The organism is Fibrobacter sp. UWR4 (assembly GCF_003149045.1).
Lineage (GTDB): Bacteria > Fibrobacterota > Fibrobacteria > Fibrobacterales > Fibrobacteraceae > Fibrobacter.
Genome location: NZ_QGDU01000015.1, coordinates 37,065 through 63,919 on the forward strand (window position 1 = coordinate 37,065; position 26,855 = coordinate 63,919).

Consider the following 26,855-nt stretch of genomic DNA (forward strand, 5'->3'; position numbering starts at 1 on the left):
AACTCCTTTCATGGCAGAGTGCTTATACTCCGATTCTCTCTACCTTCAGTTCATCACGCTTCTAACGCTATTTACCGTAATAGCGTTCCCCATGCTGATGAAAAAGAAGATCGAAGTTAAGCACACGCCCTCTATTTTATCGAGATTCGTCTTCATCTGTGCCGTATGGAGTATCTGTAGCTTTGTCGGAAACACGTTCTTTAGCGGTTTCATGGAAATCGGTTCCGATCAATATATCGGTCGTCAGATAGTTTTCGGAATTCAGTCCATTGCCTGGGTCCAGCTAGGTATCCAGGCAATCCGTATGGGAGACCTTCTCGCTCTCCAGAAAAAGACGACTTCCTTTGATAGTGTCAGGATTATTGCAATCATTGCGGCCATATCCCTGAACACACTGCTGATCATCGCCCCAAACGCCATCACAAGCATTTCCATTGGTGGTTTCACGCCCTTTGCCGAGCAGCCCATTGCCATCAGCTTTGCATGTCTGTTCCTGATATTTGTATCGCCGTTTCTCATAGGAGCAAGTTTCTTACTGTTGAAACAGGCAATGAACAGCACACGCAGTTCATTCAACAGCACCTCCATCCATATGGCCGCTGTATTTTCCTTTGTGGTTGCAACCGCATTTTTCTTTGACTTCATCATCCCTATTTTCATCGGTAACCGTTCGGGACTTACACTCAACCAGTATATGATTTGGCACCAGTACTTTACCGTCATGATCACCATTATGAGCGGACAATACTACACCTCCACCTCCATGAAGAACAAGGGGGCCTCCTGGTTCCTGAGCAAGCTGATCAGCAAGATGGAGGAAGGAATCATCTACTTTGATGATTTTGGAAAGATCGATTTCGTAAACGGGGGAGCCTGCAAGTTGCTGGGATTGAAAGCCGAAGATATCCGAGGAAAATCCATCCGAAGCTTATTCCCTCCCAACCTGGACTTTTTCCGCGAAGTGGTCTACAACAACATCAAGATGAACATCAATGGCGAACCCCACTCCTTCAAGATTCATTTCTTCAAGAGTAGGCAGACACTGACCACGGTGATCAACATCGCCTACTTTACGGACCTTTCCAAGACCATGCTGCTCCAGCAGAACCTAAAAACACTGAACGCACAGTACGTGGAGTACACCCATGATCTAGTTCGTTACCAGGACCGTCTGAATAAGGAAGCCAGCATTAAGGCCGAAAAGGAAAACGTTCTGAACACCTTGATTAACGCACTTCCCTTTAGAGTTTGGTACAAGAGCGAAAAGGGCGTGTACCAGAAGCAGAACCAGCAGGATCTGGACAGGCAGGGATCTCTGGAAGGAATCATCGATCCTCCGGACAAAGTTTCCATTTACGAGTCCACCGCCCGCGAAACCGGTGAAGTCGGGACGTACACTTCCTACGAAGACAAGGACGGCACCGAGATCTCCCTGGACGAAGCGAACAAACTAACAAAGGACGGGGAACCGGTTTCCACATTCGACATCATGTATATTCCCATTGTGCAGGGAAAGCCTCCTTTCAAGACACTCTGCATCATGGTGGACATGACAAAGCAGCGAAGGCTGGAACAGGAGCGAAATATGCTGCGCGAGCAGAAGTTCATCCATAGCCGTCTTGAAGAACTGGGCACCATGTGCGGAGCCTTCGCTCACGACTACAACAATATTCTCGGCTCCCAGATCGGATTCTGCCAGCTGGCCCAGGAAATGCTCCCCAAGGACCATCAGGCCTACATGTTCATTTCCGAAGCATTGAAGGCTGCAGAACGCGGCAAGACCTCCCTGAACGAACTGCTGGATACGATCCGTGGCAAGGCAAGTTCTGCAACACCCGCAATCGTATTTGCTCCCTACATGATTATCGAAGACGTGGTGAAGAAGATTTCCCTCACCTTGCCGCCCACCATTACAGTCCACAGTGAAGAGCTGGATCGATCCTTGAAGATTAGCGGTATCGTAGCCTCACTGGACCGTGTCATCAGCAACCTGGCAAACAACGCCATCTTTGCCATGAAGGAAAAGGGAGGAAGCCTTACCTTCAAGTTGGATTCCACCGAGCTTAAGGAACAGTTGGTGGTACCTTATGTCCCCCCGATTCCTCCAGGAACATACGCCAGGATTTCCGTCGCCGACACAGGCACCGGAATGGACTCTGGCACCCTGGAACGCATCTTTGCACCCTTTTTCACCACAAAAGCACCGGGCGAAGGCCTTGGTTTAGGCCTCTCTTCCGCATTAAGACTGCTAAAAGAGGGCAATGCCTACTTTACAGTGCAGACCACATTGGGAAAAGGAACTACATTTAATCTGTATTGGCCATTGGTAAATGAAAATAAGGAGGACTCATGTCCACAATCCTGATTATTGACGACGACGAACAGTTTAACCTGATGCTGAAATCCGCCCTTGAAATCAAGGGTTACGAAGTTGAAACCGCCAGCAGTGGAAAGTCCGCTCGTACCATGTATCAGAACAAGAAGTATGATGTAGTCATTACCGACATCATCATGCCGGATGGAGATGGCTTTGAAGTTATTTTGGACCTGCGTCGCATGAACATGATCGACCGTACCATCGCAGTGAGCGGTGGTGGCCGTACCGCTGCAGACGACTACCTGGTCACTGCAGAACACTTCGACGTAGCAGCCGTATTCAACAAGCCGGTGGACCTGCAGGGTCTCCGCGCCAAGGTTGAAGAAATTATCCAGAAGCACGCCTAATAGGTTGTTTCAATCGTTCGAACAATGAACATTCTTATCGCTGATCAGGATCAGAAGTTCCTCAGCGACATCCAGCGCTCTTGGTCCGTCGGGGACACGGAGTTGTTGTGCTGTCATGAAGAACGGGATCTCCTAACGCTTGTCAAAAAGACCTCCCTGGACCTCGCCTTTGTCGAGGTTCCTTTCCTCATGCAGGAAAACATCGACATGGTGAGCTTTTTGAAGGAGCATCATCCGGGGATCGAAATTTTTGTTCTTTGCGATGACCGAAACTGGCAGGGTGCCGCCAGTGCCATTACCCGCGGCGCCAACAGTTTCTTAAAGAAGCCCATTACCATCTCCCAGTTGGAGAGCACCGCCCAGAAAATCCAGGCGCAACTCCACAACAAGTCCAACAACCAGCTCATGGAATCCCAGGTGCTGGACAGCCTGTTGGGCAACACTCCGGAGATGCGCAAGATTCTCAAGACCGTCTACAAGATTGCCCCCACCAACAGTACCGTACTCATTACGGGCGAATCCGGTTCCGGCAAGGAATTCCTGGCAAATGTGGTCCACCGCTACAGCAAGCGCGCAGGCGAGCCATTCGTCGCAGTGAACTGCGGGGCCATTCCGGAAAACCTGGTGGAAAGCGAATTGTTCGGTAGCAAGAAGGGCGCCTATACCGGTTCTACGGGCGACAAGAAAGGTCTTTTTGAATCCGCCAATGGCGGAACCCTTTTCCTGGACGAAGTGGGCGAACTCTCCCCCGCAACCCAGGTCAAGCTGCTGCGCTTCCTGCAGAGTCACGAGATCCGCAGAGTGGGCGAAACGGAGCCCCGTTATTTGGACGTACGCATTATTGCAGCCACCAACAGAAACCTTCAGGAACGAATGGTCAGCGGGAACTTCCGCGAGGACTTGTACTACCGCCTGAACACATTCCACCTGCAGTTGCCGCCCCTCCGTGAACGCAAGCCCGCACTTCCCAACCTGATCAAGTACTTCATTCTCAAGAATAAGGAATCCCAAGGCAAGGACATTGTGGACCTGGAACCGGCAGCGCTTTATGCCCTGACCAAGTATCCCTACCCCGGCAACATCCGCGAACTGGAAAATATTATCGAGCATGCCATCGTGCTTTCCGAAAACGGTATTATCCGCCTGGAAGACCTACCGGAGAACGTCCAGCAGGAAGCCAAGGAAAAGACCATGGCCATCTGCCACACCCCCAGTTCCAAGGCAGCCAGCGTCGATGTAACGGAATCTGCAGCGTCTGCGGAACCTTGCGTCATCGAGTTTTCCAAGCCGGCAGCAGCGACTACGGCAGCACCTGCAGTTACCGCTTCTACAGACGACGACATTCTTTCCCTGGAAGAAATGGAACGCCGTCACATTCTGCATGCCCTCAGCATCTGCAACAACAACAAGACCAAGGTCTGCGAAAAGCTGGGCATTAGCCGAGCCACTCTCTGGCGCAAGCTGAAGGAACTGAAAATCGAAATGGAAGGGGAAGACTAACTAGACGCCGTCGGCCCTAGACTTCCACAAGGGTTGCCACCAGGCAGGAATCCTTAGAGCTTCCGCTGGCAACAAAGTCAATATCCTGGGATTTCTTCCAGGATGTTTTTGCATCGGGATGAACCGCGCCCACGGCATCACGGACACTACGTGCAAAGCGATTCAACTCAAATTCGCTATAGTTGGAACTGACCATAAAGAAGCCGCCCTGATTCAGGAGCGTGGCACAGTCTGAAACCAACGGCATCAGGTGTTCACGAACGTTGAAGTTGGTTCCCTTAAAGCGAGCGAAGCTTGGGGGATCCAGGACGATACCATCAAACTTCAGGCCTTTCTTCTGGGCCCAATGGACATACTCCACGGCGTTTCCCTTGAAGAATTCACCCGGGCGTAAATCCAGATGGTTCAATGCGAAATTCGCACGGCCCTTGTCCAGAATCTTTCCGCTAATGTCTGCGTTAGTTGCCTGTACGGCACCGCCCAGGCGGGCATGAACCGAGAAGGAGCAAGTGTAACTGAACAAGTTCAGGAAACGCTTGCCTTCGCAACGAGTCCCCACTTCCAAGCGGATGGCTCGCATATCCAGGAACAGGCCCGGATTCACCGTATCCAGCAGGTCAATATTGAATTTGGCGGGTCCTTCAAAGACTGTTCCCGTGGAGTCCGCCTCACTGCCGATCAGAACTTCCATAGGCGCGTTTTCCAGGGACTTTCCGGAACTGGAAAGACGTTCCTTCACCACCAGGCAAGCCGGAGAGAAAACTTCACCTACGGCAGCTACAACAGCGGATTTCTGACGGAGAAGTTCGTGGCCGAAATACTGGATCTGGTAGCGGTCGCCAAAGCGGTCCAAGGTAAGGCCGGGAAAACCATCAGCAGCGCCGTTCACCACACGATAGGCATTCGTGATTTCAAAAAGAGGTTCACGCTTTTCGTGGGCTTGCTGCAGGAGGTTCTTTAAGTCGGCCATAAAACAAAAATAAAAAATGTGGAGCGAAACTTCAACAAAGTCCGTATTAAGAGGTAAACCTCTTTCCAAAAGGAATCTATCATGAAGAGGATCAAAGAAAAGTTCAAGTCCGACCGTCTCCTCACCCGCGAAGAAGAAGAAATTCTTTTCCATCTGGCCAAGAAAGGCAATCACGCAGCCAAGGAAAAAATCCTTCGATCCAACATGCGCTTCGTCATCCAGGTAGCACACAACTACAGCAACCAGACCCTCTCCCTGGAGGAGCTGATCAATGAAGGCGCCATCGGACTGTGGAATTCCATTGACTACTACGACCCCAGCAGAGGAGTCCGCTTTATCACCTATGCAGTCTGGTGGATCAAGGCCAGCATCACCCGCGCCATCAGCGAGAAGGGAAACCTCATTCGCATTCCCCTCAACCAGCAACTACTCCTGAAAAAAGCAAAAAAAGAATGCCGCTGCGGAGCGGAACTTAATCCAGAAATGAAGCTTCTGGACACCGTCATGAGTCGCCCTTCCTTCCCCCTGGACGAAATCATTCGGGACACCAGGAGTACTCCTGTAGACCAAGGAATGGAGCAGGAACTCAAGAGCAAGTTTTTAAACAAGATTCTAAATAAACTACCGCTCAAGGAACAAATGGTCACCAAGGACCTGAATGGAATCGGATCGGATTACGCCCGAAGCGTCCGGGAGGAAAGCAAAATCCTAAAAGTGTCCCGGGAAAGAATCCGCCAACTAAGGGACCAGGCATTGACCCGGATCCGCAACATGAATCACGATGGCTACCTTACCGCTGAACTAGGATAAAAAAAGGAGCCTTACGGCTCCTCTTTTCGTCATGCTGATGCTCAGCTTTATTTTTCCATGATCTTGATCTGGTTCACAAATTCGTCCACTTCCTTGAATTCGCGGTAAATGGAAGCGAATCGGACGTAAGCCACAGCGTCCAGCTTTTTCAGTTCCTGCATGACCAGATTGCCGATTTGATCGTAGGACACTTCAAAGTTTTCAGTAACCGTCAAGGCGTTTTCCACATTGACGGCCAGCTGTTCCATATCTGCAACGGAAACGGGACGTTTCTTGCAGGAGTTGATGACACCGCGAAGCAACTTTTCGCGCTGAAAAGGCTCATGTTCCCCATTGCGCTTAATAACGGTCAGGGGCTGAAGTTCCACGTACTCGCGGGTTGAAAAACGACGACCGCACTCCACGCATTCGCGACGGCGCCTAATGTAGGAACCGATAGCGCGGCTATCGACTACCTTGTCGTTATCTTTCTTGCAAAACGGACAAATCATAATTAGTAGGAAGTAGGAAGTAGGAAGTAGGAAGTGAGATGCATTCTGTCTACTTCCTACCGTCTACTGTCTACTATGCGTTATTCTTCTTGAAGTCCTCGATGTTTGCCTTGTATTCAGCCAGGTATTCCTTAGCGGCTGCCACAACAGCTTCCGGAGTGTAACCGAATTCCTTTTCAAGCACACCTGCCGGAGCGGAAGCGCCGAAGCGTTCCAGACCGGAAACCTTGCCGAAGCCACCCACAACCTGGGCGAACAAGAGCGGGAGGCCGCTGGACTTTGCAAACACCGGAGTCCAAGGAGTGATGATAGAATCGCGGTATTCCTTGCTCTGGCTCATGAAGAGGGCCGGGCTAATCATGGAAACCACGCGGACCTTGAGGCCTTCTGCGCGGAGAACTTCTGCAGCGTCGTGAGTCAAGAGAACGTCGGAACCGTTGGAAACGAAAGTGAGATCCGGACGGTCGGAACCGCAGTTGTCGCTGACGACGTAGGCACCCTTACGGCACTTGGCAGCTTCTGCCTTGCGGTCGCCGGGGAGTGTCTTCACGTTCTGGCGGGTCAGGATAATGGTGGTGGGGCTGTCGTTATTTTCGAAAGCCATTTCCCAGGCAGCCACAGTTTCGAAGGCGTCGGCCGGGCGGAGCACCAGCATTTCGGACTTGCCCTTGTTGGGGCCGTGGGTCTTCTTGAGACCTTCCAGAAGACGGATCTGGGTTTCGTGTTCGATAGGTTCGTGGGTCGGACCGTCTTCGCCAACGCGGAAGCTGTCGTGAGTGTACATGAACTTCACAGGCAGGCCCATGAGGGCAGCCATACGGAGAATGGGCTTCATGTAGTCGCTGAACACGAAGAAGGTTGCGCAAATCGGATAAAGACCGCCGTGAAGGGCGATACCGCAGCAAATAGCACCCATGGTCAGTTCTGCAACGCCAACCTGAACAAAGCCGCCCTTGAAGTCGTTAGCACGGAAGATGCCGGTCTTGTTGAGGAAGGCCTGGGTGTTATCGGAGTTGGAAAGGTCAGCAGAAGAGCAAATGCAGTTCTTGACGTTTTCTGCAAGGTGGCCGAGAATGGTACCGGAAGTAACGCGGGTTGCAACCCCTTCCTTCAGTTCCAGACCGGAGAGGTCGATCTTCGGAGCGTTGCCGGAGAGCCAATCCTTGAGGGTTGCAGCCTTTTCGGGATTTGCAGCATCCCAGGCAGCCTTGGCCTTCTTCCAGGCTTCAACTTCCTTGCGGAGTTCGGCCTTGCGAGCTTCGAAAGCTTCTGCAACTTCCGAGAAAATCTTGAAGGGATCAGCCGGATCGCCACCGAGATTCTTGACGGTAGCATCGGTAGAAGCGCCTGCTGCGTTCAGCGGCTGACCGTGAGTGGAGACAGCGCCTTCGAAGGACTTGCCGTCTTCGGCGATGGCGCCCTTGGCCATGGTGGTATGACCGATGACGATAGTGGGCTTTTCTGTTTCTGCCCATGCAGCCTTGAAGGCTTCACGGAGAGAGGCGATGTCAGAACCGTCAGCCACGTCGATAACACGGAAGCCCCATGCTTCGTACTGCTTCTTGAAGTCGTGGCTCATCACGTCTTCGCAACGGCAGGACAGCTGGACCTGGTTTGCATCGTAGAAGAAAATCAAGTTAGAGAGTTTGAGATGACCAGCAACGCGACCCACACCGTAGGCGATTTCTTCTTCGAGACCGCCGTCGGAAACCAGGCAGACCACCTTGTGGTTCAGGATGTCGCCGAAACGTTCCACCATGAAGCGTTCTGCAATGGCGTTACCCAGGGCTACAGCATGACCGATGCCCAGAGGACCACTGGAGTTTTCGATGCCCAGAGCAAAGTCCACTTCGGGGTGACCCGGAGTACGGCTGTTAAGCTGGCGGAAGTTCTTCAGGTCTTCCATGTTGAGCTTGCCCTGGATGGCAAGTTCGGAATAAAGAAGCGCAGACATATGGCCCGGATCCATGAAGAAACGGTCACGGGCTTCCCAGTTGGGGTTTTCAGGGTCAAAACGAAGGAATTCTGCGAAAAGCAGGGTGATGGCGTCTGCTGCACCCATAGCTCCACCCGGATGACCGGACTTAGCCTTCTGCACCATGGCAGCGGAAAGAATTCGAACGTTGTCGGCCGCTTTAGTAACGATCGCGTCTTGCACTTTTTTACCTCTCTCTAGATATAAGGCGATGAGCCGCCTATAAAAATTCCGTGCCAAATGTAGCTTTTTTATACTAGGCGCTCAAGTCGAAAAGGAGAAAAACGCACTTTCCAATGAAAAACGGGTATTTTTACTGAACATCAGTGCAGTTTCCGTGTTTTCAGCAGACCTATTCAATGGGCTAAAAAAGAAGGTAGGAAACCCCAAGGACGATTCCAACGGAATGAAAATTATAAACATGCGCGGCAAAATCCTTGTTAAACGACTCACTCATCTGCACGTTCCATCTCAAGTCCAGATTAAAATGATCCGCCAAAATAACACACATACCAAAAATAAGGTCGTAATCCACAGATGACCGAAGATTCTTTTTAATCAAATTTTCCGATCCTAAACTAGCCGTTAATGGAATGTTTACCTGAGCGCCTACATCAAACATTACATTCCACCGAGCGCCCTTGAAGGCTAGCAACATCGGAATGGCCAAGCGAGTCTGTTCCAGATCTCGACGTTCCTCCACAAGCTCATCCTTTTCTCTTCTTAAAAAGCTTTCTGAATTTTTCGAAAACGAGTACTCATACAACACTCCCAGCCGTAAGGCGACATCGTTATACACCCCAATGGGAATTTGAGCAACGATTCCTACCGAAAAAGAGATCCCATTAAATTTCCCTGTAGTATCGCTTCTTTCCCTATAATCCTGAATTTCGTAATCCGCACTCGCTAAGTCCATATACCCCAGCGTTATGCCAAGTCCTAAATTCCAATCCAGAGGCACCACCCTCATCTTGGCTTCCTCTACCGTGATTTCCGTGTGGGTAACACTATCCATCACATAATGTTGCGCATGATAAACGCTATCCTTGTAAGCTTTCGTCTCTTCCGGTCTAATGCGTATAATACGATAGCCCTCGAGAGTCCGTTCCGGCAAGGAATCTTCAGCGAAGGAGAAAACAGTAAGAAAAAGGAACAAGCAGCAACATAAATGTTTCATGTTCCCTCTCCTAATAACACTTGTTGTCGTTCAACAAAGCAACCAATTCAGACTCGGATAAATACTCATCGCACCGATACGCTTCATCTTCTACGGGCTTGTCCATATTAGGCGCTCCGTCCACAAGCAGTCCAATGGACGCCCCAATTCCAGCTCCGATAGCTGCACCAAGCGCAATCATCTGCCCCCAAACAGCGCCGTCCTGAGCCATGAAGGCGGCGATCCATCCACCAGCAAGCCCCGAAAAACCCAATACGATTCCTCCCGTCAACGCCCCCCAAACAATACCATGCAACGGATGGTTCCTACTTAAATAGGAGTTATTCTTAAAACCTTTCTTGCATATTGTGATGCTATCTTTCGGGATAATTGTAAATAGGCCTTTATTAAGAGAATCGTCATAGAACCAGCGATCTGTCGAATAACCCTGAGCGCTGGGTAAAACGATATAATCATTCTGGGGATCGTAACAGAACCGGTCTATCATAAATAAAGTTGTATCCGTTTCCGTCCGAGATTCATAAGCAAGCTCTCTAGACTGGGTCTTGGGAATAACGCCCTCGTACTTGACAACTTCCGCCTTACTTTTTTCCGGCTTATCCAGAGGATGATATATGCGGGACTCCGTAGGATTTGCACATCCCGTCAAAAGCAGAAAAAACAGAAACAGCAGAAACAATAAACGCTTCACATTAACCTTCAGGAAATACCATCCTTGAATATATACAAATCTTTTATCTATATTTCGGGCACTTAGGAGTTTTTGATGAAAGCGACTGTTTTACGTATTTTGAAGAACCTCGCCCACCCGGGAACCATCATAGGCATTATCGCATCTATGGCGATTCCCTTTCTGGTATATCTCGCCCCCAATATTGGCCACAAGGATATCATCCAGCAGCTGGATCTGTACCTTCCCTTCCCCTTGTTTGCGATCCAGTTCATTGCCTCCATCGTACTCTTCGTACTGTTGCAGAAGGATTTCAGGAACTGGATCAAGACCATCCTGCCGGAAAAGAAGTTCACCATCCTCATGGTCCTTTTCACTCTGGCAGTCACCATTTTTGCAGCTACCCAGATCGAAGCCCGTCACCGCGTTCAGAGTGACGAAAGCGTATTCATGTCTGTAGCCCAGAACATGTATTACAACCAGGAATCTGGCACTTGCAACCAGGGCTATTTCGAGGATGGAAAACTCACTTGCGTTTCCAAGTCCAACAGTTTCAAGACCAAGGGACTTTCCTTCCTGTACACCTTAGGCATCCCCCTGCTGGGCACGGACCTCCACTGGATTTTCAACTTCGAGCTGTTGCTGTTGCCTTTGGCAGTTCTCCTCATGTTCCTGGCGGTGGTCGCCTGGACAAGGCAGCCTCTCCTGGCGTTTTTCGCAGCGCTCCTTACTGCACTGCAGCCCACCGTACTTTTCCAGTTCCGCTCCATGTCCGTGGAGCCTCTCTATGTTTTCCTTTCCGCACTTTCTGTACTGACCTTCCGTTACGCATATGATCGCAATACAGTAAAACACTGGGCCCTGTTCGCCCTGATTCTCGCCTTCTTTGCACAGACCCGTCAGGAAACAGTCTTCTGTTTCGCGCCTTTCATTCTGGTTTCCCTGCCGAAACTTCTGGACCAGAAGAGCGCCAAGGCACCTACCTTCTTCGTTCTTTTGTCCCTGTTCTCCGTGCCGGTGCTTTTAACCATCAGCTATTTCCAGGGTTTCGGATTCCAGGGCGGTGAATTTGAAGCTCACGGTCACTTCCTGGAAGATGTTTCCAGGAACTGGGAAGTCATGACCAAGCCCCTGAACGACAAGGGCGAACTGGTCAACCCCTTCCTCACCTATTTTAACTACCTGTTTGCCGTAGGCGGAATCTGCCTGATTCTCAAGGCGATCTTTGACGCATTCACCCGCAAGGACAGGTACCGTTTCTTCTTCCTGGAATTTCTGGTCTTCCTGGTCCTTTACCACCTGCAGACCTACGTCATCCTGGAAAACGTCTCCGGCGACTTTACCATCGAAATTAACCAGCGCTACAGTCTGGTCATGCTGCCCTCCATGGCAATCCTTGGTGCAATTCCTGTATCCTACCTGATTCTATTCGCAGCAAAGCTAGTCAGTTCCAAGCGCACCACAACAGTAGCCTGCATTCTCGGACTCCTTGTAGGCGCAGGCTTTACCGCCTGGACATTCCACTACAAGGATGATTTCAACAAGAACATTATGTACAACCGTAACCACCTGACCATGGAAGAATCCGAAATTCTCCACTGGCTGGGAACGTTGTCCCAGAAGAATAGGCTCTTCATTTACGGTAGACCTTGGCACTTTATCGGTTACGGAGTATCCTCCATCCATTACGACCGAGCCCGTCTGATGTCCAACGAGGAACTGAAAAAGCTGGTGGACAAATACCAGGGCGAAGTCTACTACATCCGCGGCCTGGATTGCTGGGACAGCCAGACCTACCACAAGAAAGCTGTGGAACACAGAATTCCTACCACCTGCGACGTCTTTGAACGAGAAATGGACATGGAAGGAGTGGCAAACTTCCTGATTACCAACAATTACTGGGTCCAGATCGCTAAATTCAACGGACGCAGGGACTATAATCCCGTAAATATTATTGCCGTAAACGACCCCGTCTTTGAAGTTCCTACAGACACTCTGGCCGGTAAACCGGGTCTCCGCATTTCCTTTAGCCTGAACGAAAGAGGGAACGCCATTAACGACTGGTCCTACGCAATCTTCGTCAATGGCGAAAAAAGCAACGACGGTCCGTACATCCGTGGCGACATCCAGATGAACTATTCCGCAAGCAAGCTGAAACAGGGCTACAACACCATCCGCTATGTGGTATACGACAACCTGAAGCGTAAGGCAATCGCAGATATCCAGAGGTTCTATTTCCACAAGGACGGAGGCGTTCTCCCGTTAGTAGACGTGCCCTACGAAAGTCACCAGCAGGGCTGGGGCAGCATCCAGAAAAACAAGAGCATTGACGGAAACGCATTCAGGATTGCCGGAAAGCAGTACGTCTATGGTCTCGGCATCCACACCCCGTCTTCCACCGTCTACCATGTGGACGGCAAGTTCAAGACCATTCAGGCCTCCTTCGGGCTGGACGAGGAATCCCTCTGTGGCGACGGCGCAAGACTTCAGGTTATCGGTGATGGAAAGGTCCTCTACGAAAGCGAAGCCTTTACCGCAGGAACCTTGAACAACCTGGACGTGAACATCGAAGGCGTCAAGCAGCTTACGCTGGCCACTCTCCAGCTTGAGTCCAACAACTGCGACCATGTGGACATCATCAATCCCGTTCTCATTCCGTAACAGAGACTGACCTATGCTATTATCCGTAATTATCCCCGTATTTAACGAAGAAGAAATCGTAGCAAAGACCTACGAAGTACTGGAAAATGTCCTGAAGGATGTGGAACACGAACTGATTTTCGTGAATGATGGTTCCAGAGATCGCACCCGTGAAATCGTGGAAGGACTGCTCCCCGGCAATCCCAACAACAAGATTGTGAATTTCAGCCGAAACTTCGGTCACCAGGCAGCCTTTAGCGCAGGCCTGGACCACGCCCAGGGCGACGCAGTCGTCATTATTGACGGCGACCTGCAGGATCCGCCGGAACTGATTCATGAAATGCTGGAAAAGTGGCGCGAAGGCTACCAGGTAGTCTACGCCCAGCGTAACAAGCGTGCCGGCGAAACCATCTTCAAGCGTTTTACCGCATTTGCCTTCTACCGCATTATCGGACGCTTGACCAGCATCGACATTCCCCCTGACACCGGTGACTACCGCCTGATGGACCGCTGCGTCGTGGACCAGCTGAAGAACCTTCCGGAACGTAGCCGATTCCTTCGTGGTCTCGTCTGCTGGGTTGGCTTCAAGAAAATCGGCGTCAAGTACGATCGCGCGGAACGTACCGCAGGCACTTCCAAGTACCCCCTGAAGAAGATGATCCGCCTGGCTGTCGACGGCATTACAGGCTTTAGCACTTCCCCGCTGAAGATCAGTTTCTACATGGGCTTGTTCGCTGCCATCGTCGGCTTCGCCGTTTTCGTATGGTCCATCGTGGAAAAGATCGTCAATCCCGCTACGACCGTACCGGGCTGGGCCTCCCTCATGACCGCCATCGTATTTTTCTCCGGCGTGCAGCTCATTACCATCGGTATTCTGGGTGCCTACATCGGACGAATCTATGAAGAAGTAAAGCAGCGTCCGTTATATATTGAGGATAAGAAGAAATAATTTTTGGAGTGTTTATGAAGAACAAACTTTTCGTCATGAGTTCCGCCAGTGGCGCAGGAAAGTCCACCTTGCAGAAGATGGTCCTCCCCGACTTTCCCGACATCAAGTATTCCATTTCCGCTACCACCCGCAAGCCTCGTGAAGGTGAAGTAGACGGCGTCCACTATTTCTTCAAGACCCGCGAAGAATTTGAAGAACTGATCAAGAGCGACGGTCTCATCGAATACAACGAAGTCCACGGGAACTATTATGGCACTCCCAAGAGCTTTGTAGAAAAAACTCTGGCAGAAGGCAATCGCGTCCTGTTCGACCTGGACGTATTCGGCAAGGTGAACTTCGACAAGGTCTATCCCGACGCAACCGGTATTTTGATTCTCCCCCCCAGCGACGAAGAACTGGAACGTCGCCTCCGTGGCCGTGGTACTGATTCCGAGGAAGTGATCCAGCTCCGTCTTGCAAACGCCAAGAAGGAAGTGGAATTCGCCAAGACCCAGGGCAAGTACGAATACACCATTGTCAATGACGACGTGGAAAAAGCTGCCGAAGAACTCCGCGCCATCTTGAAAAAATAAAACGGACGGACAAAGCATCCTCTGAGTAGGCGAAGCCTATGATAGCGCAGTCGTTTTTTGGGGGTTCTAAGGGGGCAACGCCCCCTTACGTCATTAGTCTATTTCCACCTTAATATCTACGCCCGGGGCCCATGGCTTCGGGGCGTTTACGATTGGGCTTAAGATGCGGCGGACAAGGACCAGGTCCTTGGTCTTGACATAAAGTTTCGCCCAACGGACATTCTGGACCATAGAGATAAAGGCATCCACAGGCCCTAAGACGAGTAGGGATTTTTCAGCTCGTAAGATTTGTTCCAGACGATTGACCGTAGCAGTCAGGAGAGATTCATCCTTACTGCCGCAACTGATTTCCACCAGTTTGCAGAACGGCGGATAGAATGCGTCCTGACGGTCCTGAACTTCCTTGGCCGCAAACCCTTCGAAATCGTGATGAACCGCAAACTGCATGACAGGTTCAGTCGGTTTCAATGTCTGGATGAAAACTTGTCCAGGAACATCTCCCGCGCGCCCCGCACGACCCGCCGTCTGGCTCAGCAACTGGTACATTTTCTCGCCGGAGCGGAAATCCGGAATTCCCAGGCCAGAGTCAGCGCCTACCACACCCACCAGGCGGACGCCCGGAAAGTCATGGCCCTTCGCCACCATCTGAGTCCCTATAAGGATATTGTATTCCCGATTGCGGAAAGAGTCCAGAATCTTCTCGCTGGCCCCCACGTTCTGGGTAGTGTCACGGTCCATACGGATTACCTTGGCGCCGGCCACCCACTCCTGGATTTCGTCTTCCAGCATTTCGATGGCACCGCCTACGAACTCATAAGTTTCCGCCCCACAGCTATGGCAGGGAGAATTCACCGGGTAAAGTCTCCCGCAGTAATGGCACATCAGGGAGCTGTACTGTTTGTGGTAAACCAGCGGGACATGGCAATCCTTACAGTAAAGAGTTTCGCCACATTCAGAACAAACTCTTATTTTGGAATAACCGCGACGGTTCATCAGCACAATGGCCTGACCTCCTGCGGCAACACAATCCGTCAAGGCCTCTCGAAGTTGCGGAGACAGCATGATGCCCTTCTGCTGGCGCATCTTGCACATATCCAGGATGCTCACCTGAGGCATAGGGGCCTGGGTTGCACGCTCCTTCAAGGTCAGGACTTTCAGGTTTCCAGCCTTGGCATTATTGTACGTCTCAAGACTTGGGGTAGCGCTACCTAAAACCACAAGCGCCCCGTGCCTGTAAGCCAGATGGAAAGCCAAGTCCCGGGTGTGGTACCGAGGCGCCGGATCCTGCTGCTTGAAGGAAGAGTCATGTTCCTCGTCAACAATCACCAGGTCAAAATCGAAGGGAGCGAGAATGGCACTGCGGGTTCCCAGCACCACCTGGGCGGAACCATCCATAATGGACACGTAGCCAGCACGTTTCTTCGGGCTGGACAAAGCCGAATGGAGCACCACTACGGGAACCTGCAGGAAATTTTCAAATCGGGAAGCCGTCTGCGGTGTAAGGCCAATTTCCGGAACAAGAATGAGGACCCTTTTCCCGCGGGAAAGAGCCTCGTAGGCAAGTTCCTGATAGACACGGGTCTTGCCCGAGCCCGTCACACCGTGGAGCAATGTCCCGCGGAAACCGGTACCATCCAGATCAGCAACCAGGGATTGCAGTGCATTCTTTTGTTCTAAAGTCAAGGGAGGCAAATCCTCAGGACGAGGCGGCAACCCACACGTCATGCCGGACCTTGTCATGCCGAACTCGTTTCGGCATCGGCTCTCTTGTGCAAGGGCAGTCTCTGCGTCAGCAATGTTTTGGCATCGGCAGTCCTGTTCCGCGTTCTCTCTAGCGGCATACGCTTCCAGAAACCTTTCGAAATCTGCCGGCCAGAAGACAAAGAGCGCCTTCATGGGAGTGCTTATATAATAACTGGCAGTCCATTCCAGATTCTCCATATACCTTTCGGAAAAAGAAAACCCGGACTGATGGGGCATCGCCAATCGCACGTCAAAACTGGGACGTTCCCAATGGACCTTGGAAACGACGGCAAGGGCAGGCTTTTTACGGGTTGCAAACTGAACCCACACCAGATTGCCTCGTCGCATCTCCACCCCCTGGGGCACCCCATAGGTGTAAACCGCAGGCGCCATGGGGATATAGACTTCGCAAAACTGCGTGAGAGTCGCAGACTTTACCTTCGTCTTTATTTCCTCCGGCGGAATGATTTTGGGGATGCGTTTTGCCATAGGGGCAAAGATAGTTAAACCCGCCCCCCAAATTCCCCTAAAAACCGATTTTTTTTGGTTGACAAAATATTTTTTAATTAGATTATGTTATATAGACCTGATACCATGGTCTACCTACCTATTGGAGATTTTTTATGAGCCTTTTTGATTTTGTGAAACCGAACTGGAAAAAGTCCGACCCCTCCGTACGTGCTGCCGCCGTAGAAAAGGAAGTCAGCGATCAGAGTATCATCGAAACTCTGGCCAGTTCCGATCCTGATGTAAAAGTTCGTACCGCAGCCGTCAAGAAAGTTGCAAGCCTCAAGGTGCTGAAGGCAATTTCCTCCAACGACAGCGACGAAAGCGTCAAGACCCTGGCCAAGAACCGCTACCAGGATGAAGCATACAAGAAGCTCAAGAACCTTAAGGACGTCGCCGGCGAAGACCTGGACCTGCTGAACGACCTGAAGGAAACCCATTTTGCAGATGACCTGCTGAAGAACAACACTACTTGCGAAGCAATCCGCAAGGTCCTGGTTGAAGCATGCAAGAAGGCTAGCATCCTGGCAGGTGTTGCCACCCGTGACGCAAGCGAAGCAATCGCAACCATCGCCGCAAAGAAGGTGGACTCCGATGCTCTGATGGCCGACATCGCCAAGAATTCCAAGCACATTTCCGTACGTAAGCTGGTCTCCGACAAGATCCGCGCCAAGAAGGAAGCAGAAGACGGCGGCAAGAAGGCCGCAGCCCTCCTGGCAGGCAAGCAGGACGCACTTCTCGGTCAGGCACACCACCTGGCAGCCCAGAAGGATCCCCTCGCAGTAAAGGACCAGTTCGACAACCTCATGGCAGAAGCCCGCGCTCTCGGCATGGGCGACAAGCAGGCTGCACTGGACGAAGTTTACGCAAGCTTTAACAAGTTCTGCGACGAAGCAAACGCAGAAAAGATTGCAGCCGAAAAGGCTGCTGCAGAAAAGGCCGCAAAGATTGCCGCCATGACTGCAGGTCTGGAAGAACTGGAACAGCTCATTTCCGATAGCAAGGTGGCCGACAACGCCCAGCGCGTTGACGAAATCGTCGCACTCTGGAATGACGGCAAGTCCATCATGGACGCAAGCCTGATCAAGCGCTACAACAACGCCTTCTTCAAGGTTCAGGAAATCCAGAAGCCCGTAGTCGTAGAAGTTTCCGAAGGCGAAACCGCCGATGAATCCGCCCGTCCGGAACTGCTGGAACGTCTGCAGACTCTGGCCGATACCGACGTCAACGAAAGCACCGGCAAGTATCTCCACGCCATCGTCCGCGAATGGGAAAAGCTTCCCCTGCTGGAAGGCGAAGATCCGACCCTCCAGAGCTACAACGCCATTAGGAACAAACTATCCGAAAAGATTGCAGCCTTTACCGAAAGAGCCCAGAAGCTGGTGGAAGAAAATTCCGCGAAGCTCCGCGCCATCATCGACAAGGTCAAATCCTTCGACGAAAACGAAGACTTCCGCGAACTGAACAAGAAGGTTCGTGAATGCTACAACCAGTGGAAGGAAATCGTTGGCGAACAGAAGTTCAAGTATCACGACCTGTGGCAGGAATACAAGGCTGCCACTAGCCGCTTCCAGGAAATGCAGCAGTGGGAAAACTGGCGTAACGAACAGGCCCGCGACGAACTGCTTGCAGAAATGGATTCCATGACTAAGGAAGAACCCAGCCAGGCTCTTCTGAACAAGCTCCGTGAAATTTCCAACCGCTGGAAGGAAATCGGTCCTATCTCCGCTGCAAAGCTCCAGGAATACCGCGACCACTTCCAGGGCAACTACGAAAAGATTAAGGAAAAGTGCGCACCCTTCATTGAAGAAATGAACGCCGAACGCATCAAGAACCTCGCCGACAAGGAAGCCATCTGCGCCAAGATCGAAGAACTGGTCAACAATGCAGAAATCTTCTGGAAGGACAAGTTCAAGACCATGCAGGAACTCCAGGAAAGCTGGAAGAACATCGGCATGGTTCCTAAGGAAAATGTCGCCGCCCTGACGGAACGTTTCAAGGCAGCAGCAAACGCATTCTACGCCCAGCACAAGGAAAACCTGAAGGCCGAAGATGTTTCCCGCGAAGCCAACTACGAAAAGAAGGTGGCTCTCTGCATGGAAGCCGAAGCCATTCAGGAATCCAGCGACTGGAACGCAACTTCCAGCAAGCTGAAGCAGCTCCAGGACGCATGGAAGGCAACGGGTCCCGTACCCAAGAGCAAGTCCGACGAAATCTGGACTCGTTTCCGTACCGCTTGCGACGCCTTCTTCGAAAAGAAGCGCGCCCACTTCGAAGAAATGGACGCCTCCAAGCAGAAGAATCTGGACGCCAAGAATGAAGTCTGCGCCAAGTTGGAAGCCATGGAAGCAGCAGCCCAGGGTTCCCTCGAAGAACTCAAGGCCATGGAATCCGAATTCAAGTCCCTGGGCATGGTCCCCAAGGAAGCCATCGAAACCGTTAGCGAACGCTTCAACACCATCTACAACAAGATTCTCGCCCGCCTTGCCAGCGCAGACGCAGCCTTGACTGCTGCACTTGCCGAAGTGAAGACCAAGAAGCTTGAAATGATCGACAAGGTCAAGGAATTTGCAGAAAGCGCCGGCTCCAACCAGCTGGCTGATGCCGTCCGCGAAATCCAGAAGGAATGGCGCGAAATCGGTTCCTGCGGTGCAGAAGATTCCGCACTCTACAAGACCTTCCGCGAAGCCTGCGATGACTTCTTTACCCGCCGTCGCGACCAGCTGGACATTCAGGAACAGGCCCGCCAGAACAACCTTCAGAAGAAGCTTTTGCTCTGCGAACAGGCTGAAGAACTGCTGAACGACCTGAGCGAAGCTACTGTAGGCGCTTCCATGAACAAGGTGAAGCATCTGCGTCGCCTCTGGAAGGAAGTGGGCGCAGTTCCTCGTGAACATTCCGAAAAGACCTGGCAGCGCTTCAACACCGCCTGCGACAAGGTTTTCGCATTCGGCCGCAAGGACGAACCCAAGCCCGCCGAAACGGAGGCTCCTGCCGAAGCACCGGCTGCAGAATAACGTCATCCTGAGCGGCAACGCCGCGAAGGATCCAGGGACGATCTAATAAACGAAATACGTTCTTTTTAAGAACGTATTTTTTTATCTTTAGCGTCATGAAATTTCCTCCTTGGACATCGGTTGACGAAGCGGCCCGCTTACTTGCGGACGGCCAGGTTGTGGCAATCCCTACAGAAACAGTTTATGGCCTTGCAGGTAACGCCTACGAGCCTAAGGCACTGGCTCAGATTTTCGCCATCAAGGAACGTCCCACGTTCGACCCCCTGATTGTCCATATCTGCCATATTGACCAGCTAAAGGACATCGCCAAGGATATTCCCGAAGCCGCCTACAAGTTGGCGGAAGCCTACTGGCCCGGCCCCATGACGCTGATCCTTCCCAAGAAGGACTGCATCCCGGACCTGTGTACCAGCGCATTGCCCTCCGTGGCAGTACGTTTCCCGGCACACCCTGTAGCTCAGGAAATCATCCGCAAGGCAGGCGTCCCTCTGGCAGCCCCCAGCGCAAACCTCTTTAAGCACGTAAGTCCCACAACAGCCAAGCATGTCGCCGACCAGCTGGCAGACCGCGGGCTTGCAGGCATTGTAGATGGCGGCCCCTGCGATGTAGGTGTGGAAAGTTCCATCATCTCTCTTACGGGCGAAATTCCCACGGTGCTTCGCCCCGGTGCAATTACCCCCGAAATGGTAGAGAAGGTTCTTGGTCAGGTGGCTATCAAGGAATCAACCTCTAAGCCGGGCCAGCCCATGGCCGCCCCCGGCCAGTGCGACACCCACTATCGCCCTCAGGTACCTTTGTATTACGGAGTCGTTCCCGAAGGAACAAAGCTGCCGGAAAACACCGTCCGTATCGCCTTTGGCAAAACGGAAGGCCCTGTTCCCGCTACGTTGAATCTTTCTGAATCGGGCGACATGCTGGAAGCAACCGCCAAGCTGTACGCCTACATGCACGACCTGGACCTCCCTCAGTATCAGCTGATCCTGGTGGACCCAATCCCCAATGTGGGCGTGGGCATGGCCCTGAATGACCGCCTCAAGAGAGCAAGCATCAAGCTATAATTGCACATTCGTGCACCAAATTTTTGTTATATTTTATTTCAGTGGCTTCATGACACAAAAGTGACATGAAAAAATTGTACTTTTGTGGAAAATTTTTGATTTGTTGAATAAGCAACCTAAAGAGTTCTGATTTTTATGGCAGCTAGCAATTATACAGACGACAGCATTAGAACACTGGAATGGAACGAACATATCCGCGAACGTCCGGGTATGTACATCGGTAAGCTTGGCGATGGCCAGAGCCCCGACGACGGTATTTACGTTCTCGTCAAGGAAATTATCGACAACTCCATCGACGAATTCGTCATGGGCGCCGGTAAGAAAGTCATTATCGATATTGAAGATCACTTTGCCCGCATCCGCGACTTCGGCCGTGGCATTCCTCTGGGCAAGGTCATTGACTGCGTCAGCAAGATTAACACCGGTGGTAAGTACGACTCCGACGCCTTCCAGAAGTCCGTGGGTATGAACGGTGTGGGTACCAAGGCGGTAAACGCCCTTTCCACCAAGTTCATCGTCAAGAGTTTCCGTGACGGCCGTTGCAAGGAAGCCGAATTCAGCAAGGGCGTCCTGGTCCGCGAAGAAAAGGAATGCAACACCACCGAAAAGAACGGTACCGAAATCTACTTCGAACCGGACGCAAACATTTTCAAGAACTTCAGGTTCCTTCCTGCCTATATGGAAGAAAAGGTGTGGAACTACGCCTACCTGAACAACGGTCTTTCCCTCATCATGAACGGCAAGACCTACGTGAGCCCCAACGGTCTTCTGGATTTGCTCCAGAAGCATGTGGATGATTCCATCCGCTACCCGGTGGCACACTTCAAGCAGAACGACATTGAAATCGCATTTACCCACGGAAACCAGTACGGCGAACATTACTACAGCTTCGTCAACGGCCAGTACACCACACAGGGTGGTACTCACCAGCAGGCTTTCCGCGAAGGTATCGTCAAGGGCGCCCGCGACTTCTTCAAGAAGGACCTGGACCCCTCCGACGTTCGCAACTGCATTATCGGCGCCATTTCCGTCCGTATTCAGGAACCGGTGTTCGAATCCCAGACCAAGACCAAGCTGGGTAGCACCACCACTGCACCGGGCGGCGCTCAGCTCCGTACCTGGATCGTGGATTACGTTTCCCGCGAAATGGACAACTACCTCCATAAGAATCCGGAAACCGCCAAGGCCCTTCAGGATCGCATTACCCAGAACGAACGTGAACGCAAGGAAATTGCGGGCATCAAGAAACTGGCTAACGAACGTGCCAAGAAGGCAAACCTTCACAACCGCAAGCTTCGCGACTGCAAGATCCACCTGACCGACGTAAAGAATCCCCTGAACAAGGAATCCATGATCTTTATTACCGAAGGTGACTCTGCATCCGGTTCCATCACCAAGGCACGTAACGTGCAGACCCAGGCGGTGTTCAGCCTTCGCGGTAAGCCGCTGAACAGTTTCGGCCTCACCAAGAAGGTGGTTTACGAAAACGAAGAATTCAACCTGTTGCAGAGCGCCCTGGATATCGAAAACGGTCTGGAAGACTTGCGCTACGACAAGGTGATTATCGCAACCGATGCCGATGTGGACGGCATGCATATCCGTCTGCTTCTCATGACCTTCTTCCTGCAGTTCTTCCCGGAACTGGTGGAACAGAAGCACCTGTTCATCCTTCAGACTCCGCTGTTCCGTGTCCGCAACAAGCAGGTCACCAAGTACTGCTACGACGAAGTGGAACGTGACAAGGCCGCCAAGGAAATCGGAAAAACCGGTCTGGAAATCACCCGATTCAAAGGTCTTGGCGAAATCAGTCCGGAAGAATTCGGACAGTTCATTGGCGAAGACATGCGTCTGGAAACGGTCATCCTCCCGCCGGATGCAAACTTCAGCAAGATGCTTGCCTACTACATGGGAGCCAACACTCCCCAGCGTCAGGACCACATCGTGGCAAACCTCCGCGCAGAGGCAGTAGAAGAACTGTAATCCGGCAGAGAGATTGGTCTTGTTAGGCCATCCCGCAATTTTATATTTTCCCTTAAGAACAGCGTTCTTGAGGGATTTTTTATGGCCTTTGACAAAATCAAGCAGTATCCGCTACAGCTCTCCACTGCTTTCAAGCGATTCCCCGTAACCATCGGCTTCCTGGTATTCATTACACTCCTGTCCATCGGAGTCACCCAGATTGCCGAACGCAATCCGTTTCTACTGGAAAGTCATTTTAAGTTCATTAGCTGGGCACTCACATTCTCCGCCATGTCCGCAAGCCTGAGCGAGATGCTGGAATTTTACCAGGAACGCTACAGACCCATTAACGCCTGCAAACAATTGATTTTGCACGGGATCATCGCCGCCACCACGGGCGTCCTGATATTCGGGTCCTTTAAGTACGCACCGCTCTATCTTTCTTCCATCGCCATTGCCCTCATTTGTTCAATCCTGCTGGTTCCCTCCCTCAAAGGAAAGACGGACATTTTCCTCTGGAACTTTATCGGACGGACCATCAAGGCAATCTTTATCGCCTTAATCATCACAGGACTATTTGTCGGTGCAGTAGCCTTGCTCCTTTTCTGCTGCGAAATCCTATTCGGAATAGACGTCGAGAAAATCTTTATGCAGTTCGTCATGGAAATCTGCTGGGAATTTATGGCGCCAGTCATCGTCCTGGCAGGCATGCCCAACATGAAGGAACTAGAAGAGCAAAAGCCTCTCCACAAATTTATTTCCGGAGCCCTGCACTTCCTTTTTATGCCTGTACTGGCGATTTACCTGGTGCTCCTTTACGTCTATGGAATCCGATCTTTTTCCAGCACCCACATTTCCAGCTATGAGCCCACCATCTTTGTCATCATCGCAGCCGTCGCCGTAATTCTCGTGAGTCTATTGCTCTACCCCGCACACCTCCAGCAGAAAAAATCCTTCGACAAAGTCCTGCTAAAAATTTTTCCCATCGCAGTTCTCCCCCTGCTGCCCCTCATGACAAAAGACTTGTTCCAGGCCTTAAGTTCCTCTTATGTAGAGTCCTCCGACGTCTACCTGATCGTGCTGAATTTCTGGTTCTTCGGCGCCATGGCAATACTTCTCATCAAGAAAATCAAGAAGAAAATCTGGTGGATTATCGCCAGCCTCTGCATCACCAACCTGGCCATTTCCATCAGCCCCTTCAACGTTCCTTACATCACCGAAAGGATTAAACTTCACAACATCATACACGAATCCACCGTGAGTGACGAAAGCCCGGAATTTAATTGCACCGAATGCGAAAAACCAGAGCCTGATTACAAGGAATACACATTCCGCATCAGCAAGCAGAAAGCCATCGCAATCCCCCAGGGCAGCAAGGACATGTTCCTCCAGGAATACCGACACATTCCCGATAATCTAATAAGCGTCAGGAACGATACGCTCGTATTTAGCGTAAACTATAGAGATTCCCTGACAGAAACATTCTCCATAGCCCTAGCCGACATTCAAGTTCCCGACGGAGTCCATACCGACACCCTCTCCCCGCTGGAGCTGAACAATCCCAATGCTACCCTAGTGCTCCACAGGATCGAAGCCACCTTATACCCCGACACCACCCGCGATTACATCACCCTATCCGGATACCTATTCCTGAAATAACCCGAAACAAACTGAAGGAGTCCGGCGAAGCCGGGTGGAGCCGTAGGCGGAGCCTCGTGAACGAACAATGCCCAGCCCGAAGCCAACACCCGACGGGAACGAAACATCCCGATGCATCCCTACATTCCGGAAACGAAAAACGCCCGCGAGTACGGGCGGAGGGACAGGCGTTGTTTAGTGAAGGAGTCCGGCGAAGCCGGGTGGAGCCGAAGGCGGAGCCTCCTGAACGCACAACCCCTGCCCGGAGCCCCCTGCGGCCATCCCTACACAATCTTGAATGCCTGTGTGCGGGGAGCGCTTTTAGGCTTTGCCTTGCCCGGCTGAATCATTAGAACCTTCTCCATGCGGGTGCCGTCCATCTTGAGTACTCTAAAGGTATACCCCTTAATGACGACTTCCGCACCGGGGGACGGAATAATCCCCAAGGTAGCCTGAATCAAACCGGAAAGAGTTTCCACATGGGAATTTTCCGGTGCTTCCAGTTCCACACCCAGTTCGTATTCCAGGTCAGACAATGTCATCAGCGGATCCAGGATGTAGCGGCCATCCTTCAGCTTCTGCACATCCTCGTCTTCATCCACGTCGTCTTCGTCGCGAATTTCACCGACGATTTCTTCCAGGATATCTTCCAGAGTGACAAGACCAGCAGTTCCACCGTACTCATCCACCACAATAGCCAACTGGTTGCCCGTCTTGCGGAGTTCCGTAAGCATATCGTCGATCTTCTTGTGGTATGGTACAAATACAGGCGGCATGACCAGCTTCATAATATCAAAAGCTTCATTCTCGTGACGCTCCGTATACCACTGGAGGAAATCACGGTTCGAAAGAATACCCACAATATTATCCACCGTCTCCTTATAGACAGGCAGTCGGGAATGACGTTCGCTGTTCAGGACCTTCACCAGATCGTCCAGGGAAGTGTCCACGTCGATAGCGCACATGTCCACGCGAGGCGTCATGATTTCACGGACGGGAGTTTCCACGAAGTCAAAGATGTTCAGGATCATCTGGCGTTCTTCCTTTTCCAGGCCTTCCCCGTCTTGACCATTATCGTCAGACAAGTCCGCCTGCACCGCATCGCGGCGCTCTTCCGGAAGGAAGCTCAGCTTGGAATCGTAACCCATTCCCTTCAGGGATGTCACAAACAGGGAGTGGCAAATCTTTGCGGGAATAATAAAGGGCAAGCGGATATAGCGATACAGCGGAATCAAAACCACGGCCAGGGTGTCCGGCTTCAGGTTTCCCAGCAGGTTTGCAAAGAACACGGTGAAGGTGTAGATAATGATGCAAGCCACGACGATATATGCCGCAAAAGCCAGGATCCAGTATTGCTGAATCCAGTCCCAGGGAATCATCTCGAACAGGTAGAAGCCAAGAACGCCACTACCTACGTTGCAGAAAATTCGACCGATGGAAATGGTCTCGTTGAAGCCGCCCAGTTCTACCAGGGCAGCCACTTTTTCTTCACGTCCTTCACGGTCCTTGGCGTCGCGCTTTGCATAGATAGCGCTGAAGGAGGCCTTCACCAGGGAGAAGGAGAAAGAGACAATCAAAAAGAGAGCGAGAAAGGCTATCGCCCAACTATCGGCATTTTCCATTAGTCTTTCTCCTTGTAGGGATCAAGACCCAGGAATTCGCATTCACGGGCGCGCATGACCTTACGGTCGGCGGCCTTGATATGGTCGTATCCGGACAGATGGAGAAGGCCATGAACAATCACTCGCTTCATTTCGGCAAAGAACGTATTGCCGTATTCCGGAGCCTGGCGCTTTACCTGCTCCTTGGCGATATAGATTTCGCCAAGCATTTCCGGTTCGCCGGGGAATTCCGCATGCCATTCGAAGGAAAGCACGTCGGTCACCTTGTCCAGACCGCGGTAGTTCTTGTTCATTTCACGAACAAATTCATCGGAGCACAGGACGATGTTCACATCCTTCTCCTTGCCTTCTTCGGCAAGAAGCTTCCTGGCCATCTTTTCGAACTTGTCCTTATACGGGAAAACATCGATGTCCCCTTCCAGGAGGAAATCGATGTTGTATTCGGGAGCGGCAACCTTCTTGGCTGCCTTAGGGGCTACCTTCTGGGTAGCTTTCTTAGTAACCTTTTTACTAGCAGGGTCCATTAGATATTGTACCACTTCTTGAGAACTTCGATGATTGCTTCGGCCTGGGCCTTTCCAGTAATCTTGAACTTGCCCTGTGCCTTGAAGTTGCCATTCATCTTGCGGTAACGGCGGAGACTCACCTTAGGTTCACCGAAATCACCAGTCTTGGGATCCTTTTCCTGATAGTGGAACATGACAGTAGGCCATGCACCCTTGGAAAGGATTTCCTTACCCAGTTCCTTGATAACTTCTTCGCCAGAGTCTTCGTCGCTAAAGGCAACGGTCAATTCTTCAACTTCCATAATTATCCTTTGGGTTGCAAAACGA

Annotated in this window: 20 protein-coding genes; 11 read left to right on the plus strand and 9 right to left on the minus strand. The window is 51.5% G+C overall.

The window, feature by feature from the left end:
* The first annotated feature begins 10 nt into the window (after window positions 1-10).
* From BGX12_RS07700 to BGX12_RS07710, 3 genes are read left to right on the plus strand one after another with little or no spacing between them, the layout of a single operon-like run.
* A complete protein-coding gene (locus BGX12_RS07700; RefSeq protein WP_109735503.1) occupies window positions 11-2,365 on the plus strand; it encodes an ATP-binding protein in 2,355 nt (784 codons plus the stop codon).
* Window positions 2,350-2,724 (plus strand): response regulator transcription factor, encoded by a 375-nt coding sequence (locus tag BGX12_RS07705; protein WP_109735504.1) that lies wholly within the window; start codon window positions 2,350-2,352, stop codon window positions 2,722-2,724. Before BGX12_RS07700 ends, BGX12_RS07705 begins: the two co-directional genes overlap by 16 nt.
* Before the next feature lie 24 nt (window positions 2,725-2,748).
* The gene (locus BGX12_RS07710; RefSeq protein ID WP_109735505.1) at window positions 2,749-4,224 is read left to right on the plus strand and encodes a sigma-54-dependent Fis family transcriptional regulator; all 1,476 of its coding nucleotides are present in this window, start codon (window positions 2,749-2,751) and stop codon (window positions 4,222-4,224) included.
* Window positions 4,225-4,240: 16 nt separating this feature from the next.
* On the opposite strand, the gene BGX12_RS07715 is transcribed toward BGX12_RS07710, so the two are convergent.
* Window positions 4,241-5,194 carry a class I SAM-dependent rRNA methyltransferase gene (locus BGX12_RS07715; protein ID WP_109735506.1) on the minus strand — a complete coding sequence of 318 codons (954 nt, stop codon included), beginning with the start codon at window positions 5,192-5,194 and terminating at the stop codon, window positions 4,241-4,243.
* Between the two features lie 81 nt (window positions 5,195-5,275).
* Here BGX12_RS07715 and BGX12_RS07720 point away from each other — a divergent pair, with 81 nt between their 5' ends.
* Window positions 5,276-6,004 carry a sigma-70 family RNA polymerase sigma factor gene (locus BGX12_RS07720; protein ID WP_109735507.1) on the plus strand — a complete coding sequence of 243 codons (729 nt, stop codon included), beginning with the start codon at window positions 5,276-5,278 and terminating at the stop codon, window positions 6,002-6,004.
* Window positions 6,005-6,051: 47 nt separating this feature from the next.
* Here BGX12_RS07720 and nrdR read toward each other — a convergent pair whose 3' ends face one another.
* The 4 genes from nrdR to BGX12_RS07740 form a co-directional block, all read right to left on the minus strand.
* A complete protein-coding gene (gene nrdR, locus BGX12_RS07725) occupies window positions 6,052-6,495 on the minus strand; it encodes a transcriptional regulator NrdR (RefSeq protein WP_109735508.1) in 444 nt (147 codons plus the stop codon).
* A gap of 73 nt (window positions 6,496-6,568) precedes the next feature.
* Entirely contained in the window at window positions 6,569-8,653 is a 2,085-nt protein-coding gene (locus BGX12_RS07730; protein ID WP_109735509.1) for a transketolase, read from the minus strand.
* A 181-nt stretch (window positions 8,654-8,834) separates the two neighbouring features.
* Complete coding sequence (locus BGX12_RS07735) at window positions 8,835-9,647, minus strand: hypothetical protein (protein WP_143160210.1); 813 nt, start codon at window positions 9,645-9,647, stop codon at window positions 8,835-8,837.
* Between the two features lie 10 nt (window positions 9,648-9,657).
* Window positions 9,658-10,338, minus strand: a complete 681-nt coding sequence (locus tag BGX12_RS07740; RefSeq protein WP_146196289.1) for a hypothetical protein — start codon at window positions 10,336-10,338, stop codon at window positions 9,658-9,660.
* 75 nt (window positions 10,339-10,413) lie between these two features.
* Between BGX12_RS07740 and BGX12_RS07745 the strand changes: the two genes are divergently transcribed.
* Genes BGX12_RS07745 through gmk form a run of 3 tightly spaced genes read left to right on the plus strand, consistent with a single transcriptional unit; the run spans window position 10,414 to window position 14,478 of the window.
* Window positions 10,414-12,978: an NPCBM/NEW2 domain-containing protein gene (locus BGX12_RS07745; RefSeq protein ID WP_109735511.1), complete on the plus strand. Its 2,565-nt coding sequence runs from the start codon at window positions 10,414-10,416 to the stop codon at window positions 12,976-12,978.
* A 13-nt stretch (window positions 12,979-12,991) separates the two neighbouring features.
* Window positions 12,992-13,906: a glycosyltransferase family 2 protein gene (locus tag BGX12_RS07750; protein WP_109735512.1), complete on the plus strand. Its 915-nt coding sequence runs from the start codon at window positions 12,992-12,994 to the stop codon at window positions 13,904-13,906.
* Window positions 13,907-13,920: 14 nt separating this feature from the next.
* Entirely contained in the window at window positions 13,921-14,478 is a 558-nt protein-coding gene (gmk, locus tag BGX12_RS07755; protein WP_109735513.1) for a guanylate kinase, read from the plus strand.
* A gap of 93 nt (window positions 14,479-14,571) precedes the next feature.
* Here the strand turns inward: gmk and priA are convergent, their stop codons facing one another.
* Window positions 14,572-16,710 (minus strand): primosomal protein N', encoded by a 2,139-nt coding sequence (gene priA, locus BGX12_RS07760; RefSeq protein ID WP_109735514.1) that lies wholly within the window; start codon window positions 16,708-16,710, stop codon window positions 14,572-14,574.
* 134 nt (window positions 16,711-16,844) lie between these two features.
* Here priA and BGX12_RS07765 point away from each other — a divergent pair, with 134 nt between their 5' ends.
* The 4 genes from BGX12_RS07765 to BGX12_RS07780 all read left to right on the plus strand — a co-directional run bounded on the left by BGX12_RS07765 (window position 16,845) and on the right by BGX12_RS07780 (window position 24,421).
* On the plus strand, window positions 16,845-19,745 hold the full coding sequence (locus BGX12_RS07765; RefSeq protein ID WP_109735515.1) for a DUF349 domain-containing protein: 2,901 nt from the start codon (window positions 16,845-16,847) through the stop codon (window positions 19,743-19,745).
* A 95-nt stretch (window positions 19,746-19,840) separates the two neighbouring features.
* Window positions 19,841-20,803: an L-threonylcarbamoyladenylate synthase gene (locus tag BGX12_RS07770; RefSeq protein WP_109735516.1), complete on the plus strand. Its 963-nt coding sequence runs from the start codon at window positions 19,841-19,843 to the stop codon at window positions 20,801-20,803.
* Between the two features lie 135 nt (window positions 20,804-20,938).
* Window positions 20,939-22,783: a DNA topoisomerase IV subunit B gene (locus BGX12_RS07775; RefSeq protein ID WP_109735517.1), complete on the plus strand. Its 1,845-nt coding sequence runs from the start codon at window positions 20,939-20,941 to the stop codon at window positions 22,781-22,783.
* A gap of 81 nt (window positions 22,784-22,864) precedes the next feature.
* A complete protein-coding gene (locus BGX12_RS07780; RefSeq protein WP_109735518.1) occupies window positions 22,865-24,421 on the plus strand; it encodes a DUF4153 domain-containing protein in 1,557 nt (518 codons plus the stop codon).
* 263 nt (window positions 24,422-24,684) lie between these two features.
* Here the strand turns inward: BGX12_RS07780 and BGX12_RS07785 are convergent, their stop codons facing one another.
* Genes BGX12_RS07785 through BGX12_RS07795 form a run of 3 tightly spaced genes read right to left on the minus strand, consistent with a single transcriptional unit; the run spans window position 24,685 to window position 26,830 of the window.
* On the minus strand, window positions 24,685-26,022 hold the full coding sequence (locus tag BGX12_RS07785) for a hemolysin family protein (RefSeq protein ID WP_109735519.1): 1,338 nt from the start codon (window positions 26,020-26,022) through the stop codon (window positions 24,685-24,687).
* Window positions 26,022-26,546 (minus strand): rRNA maturation RNase YbeY, encoded by a 525-nt coding sequence (gene ybeY / locus BGX12_RS07790; RefSeq protein ID WP_109735520.1) that lies wholly within the window; start codon window positions 26,544-26,546, stop codon window positions 26,022-26,024. Before ybeY ends, BGX12_RS07785 begins: the two co-directional genes overlap by 1 nt.
* The gene (locus tag BGX12_RS07795) at window positions 26,546-26,830 is read right to left on the minus strand and encodes a hypothetical protein (protein ID WP_073225660.1); all 285 of its coding nucleotides are present in this window, start codon (window positions 26,828-26,830) and stop codon (window positions 26,546-26,548) included. The genes ybeY and BGX12_RS07795 overlap by 1 nt, the downstream gene beginning before the upstream one ends.
* Window positions 26,831-26,855: the final 25 nt, after the last annotated feature.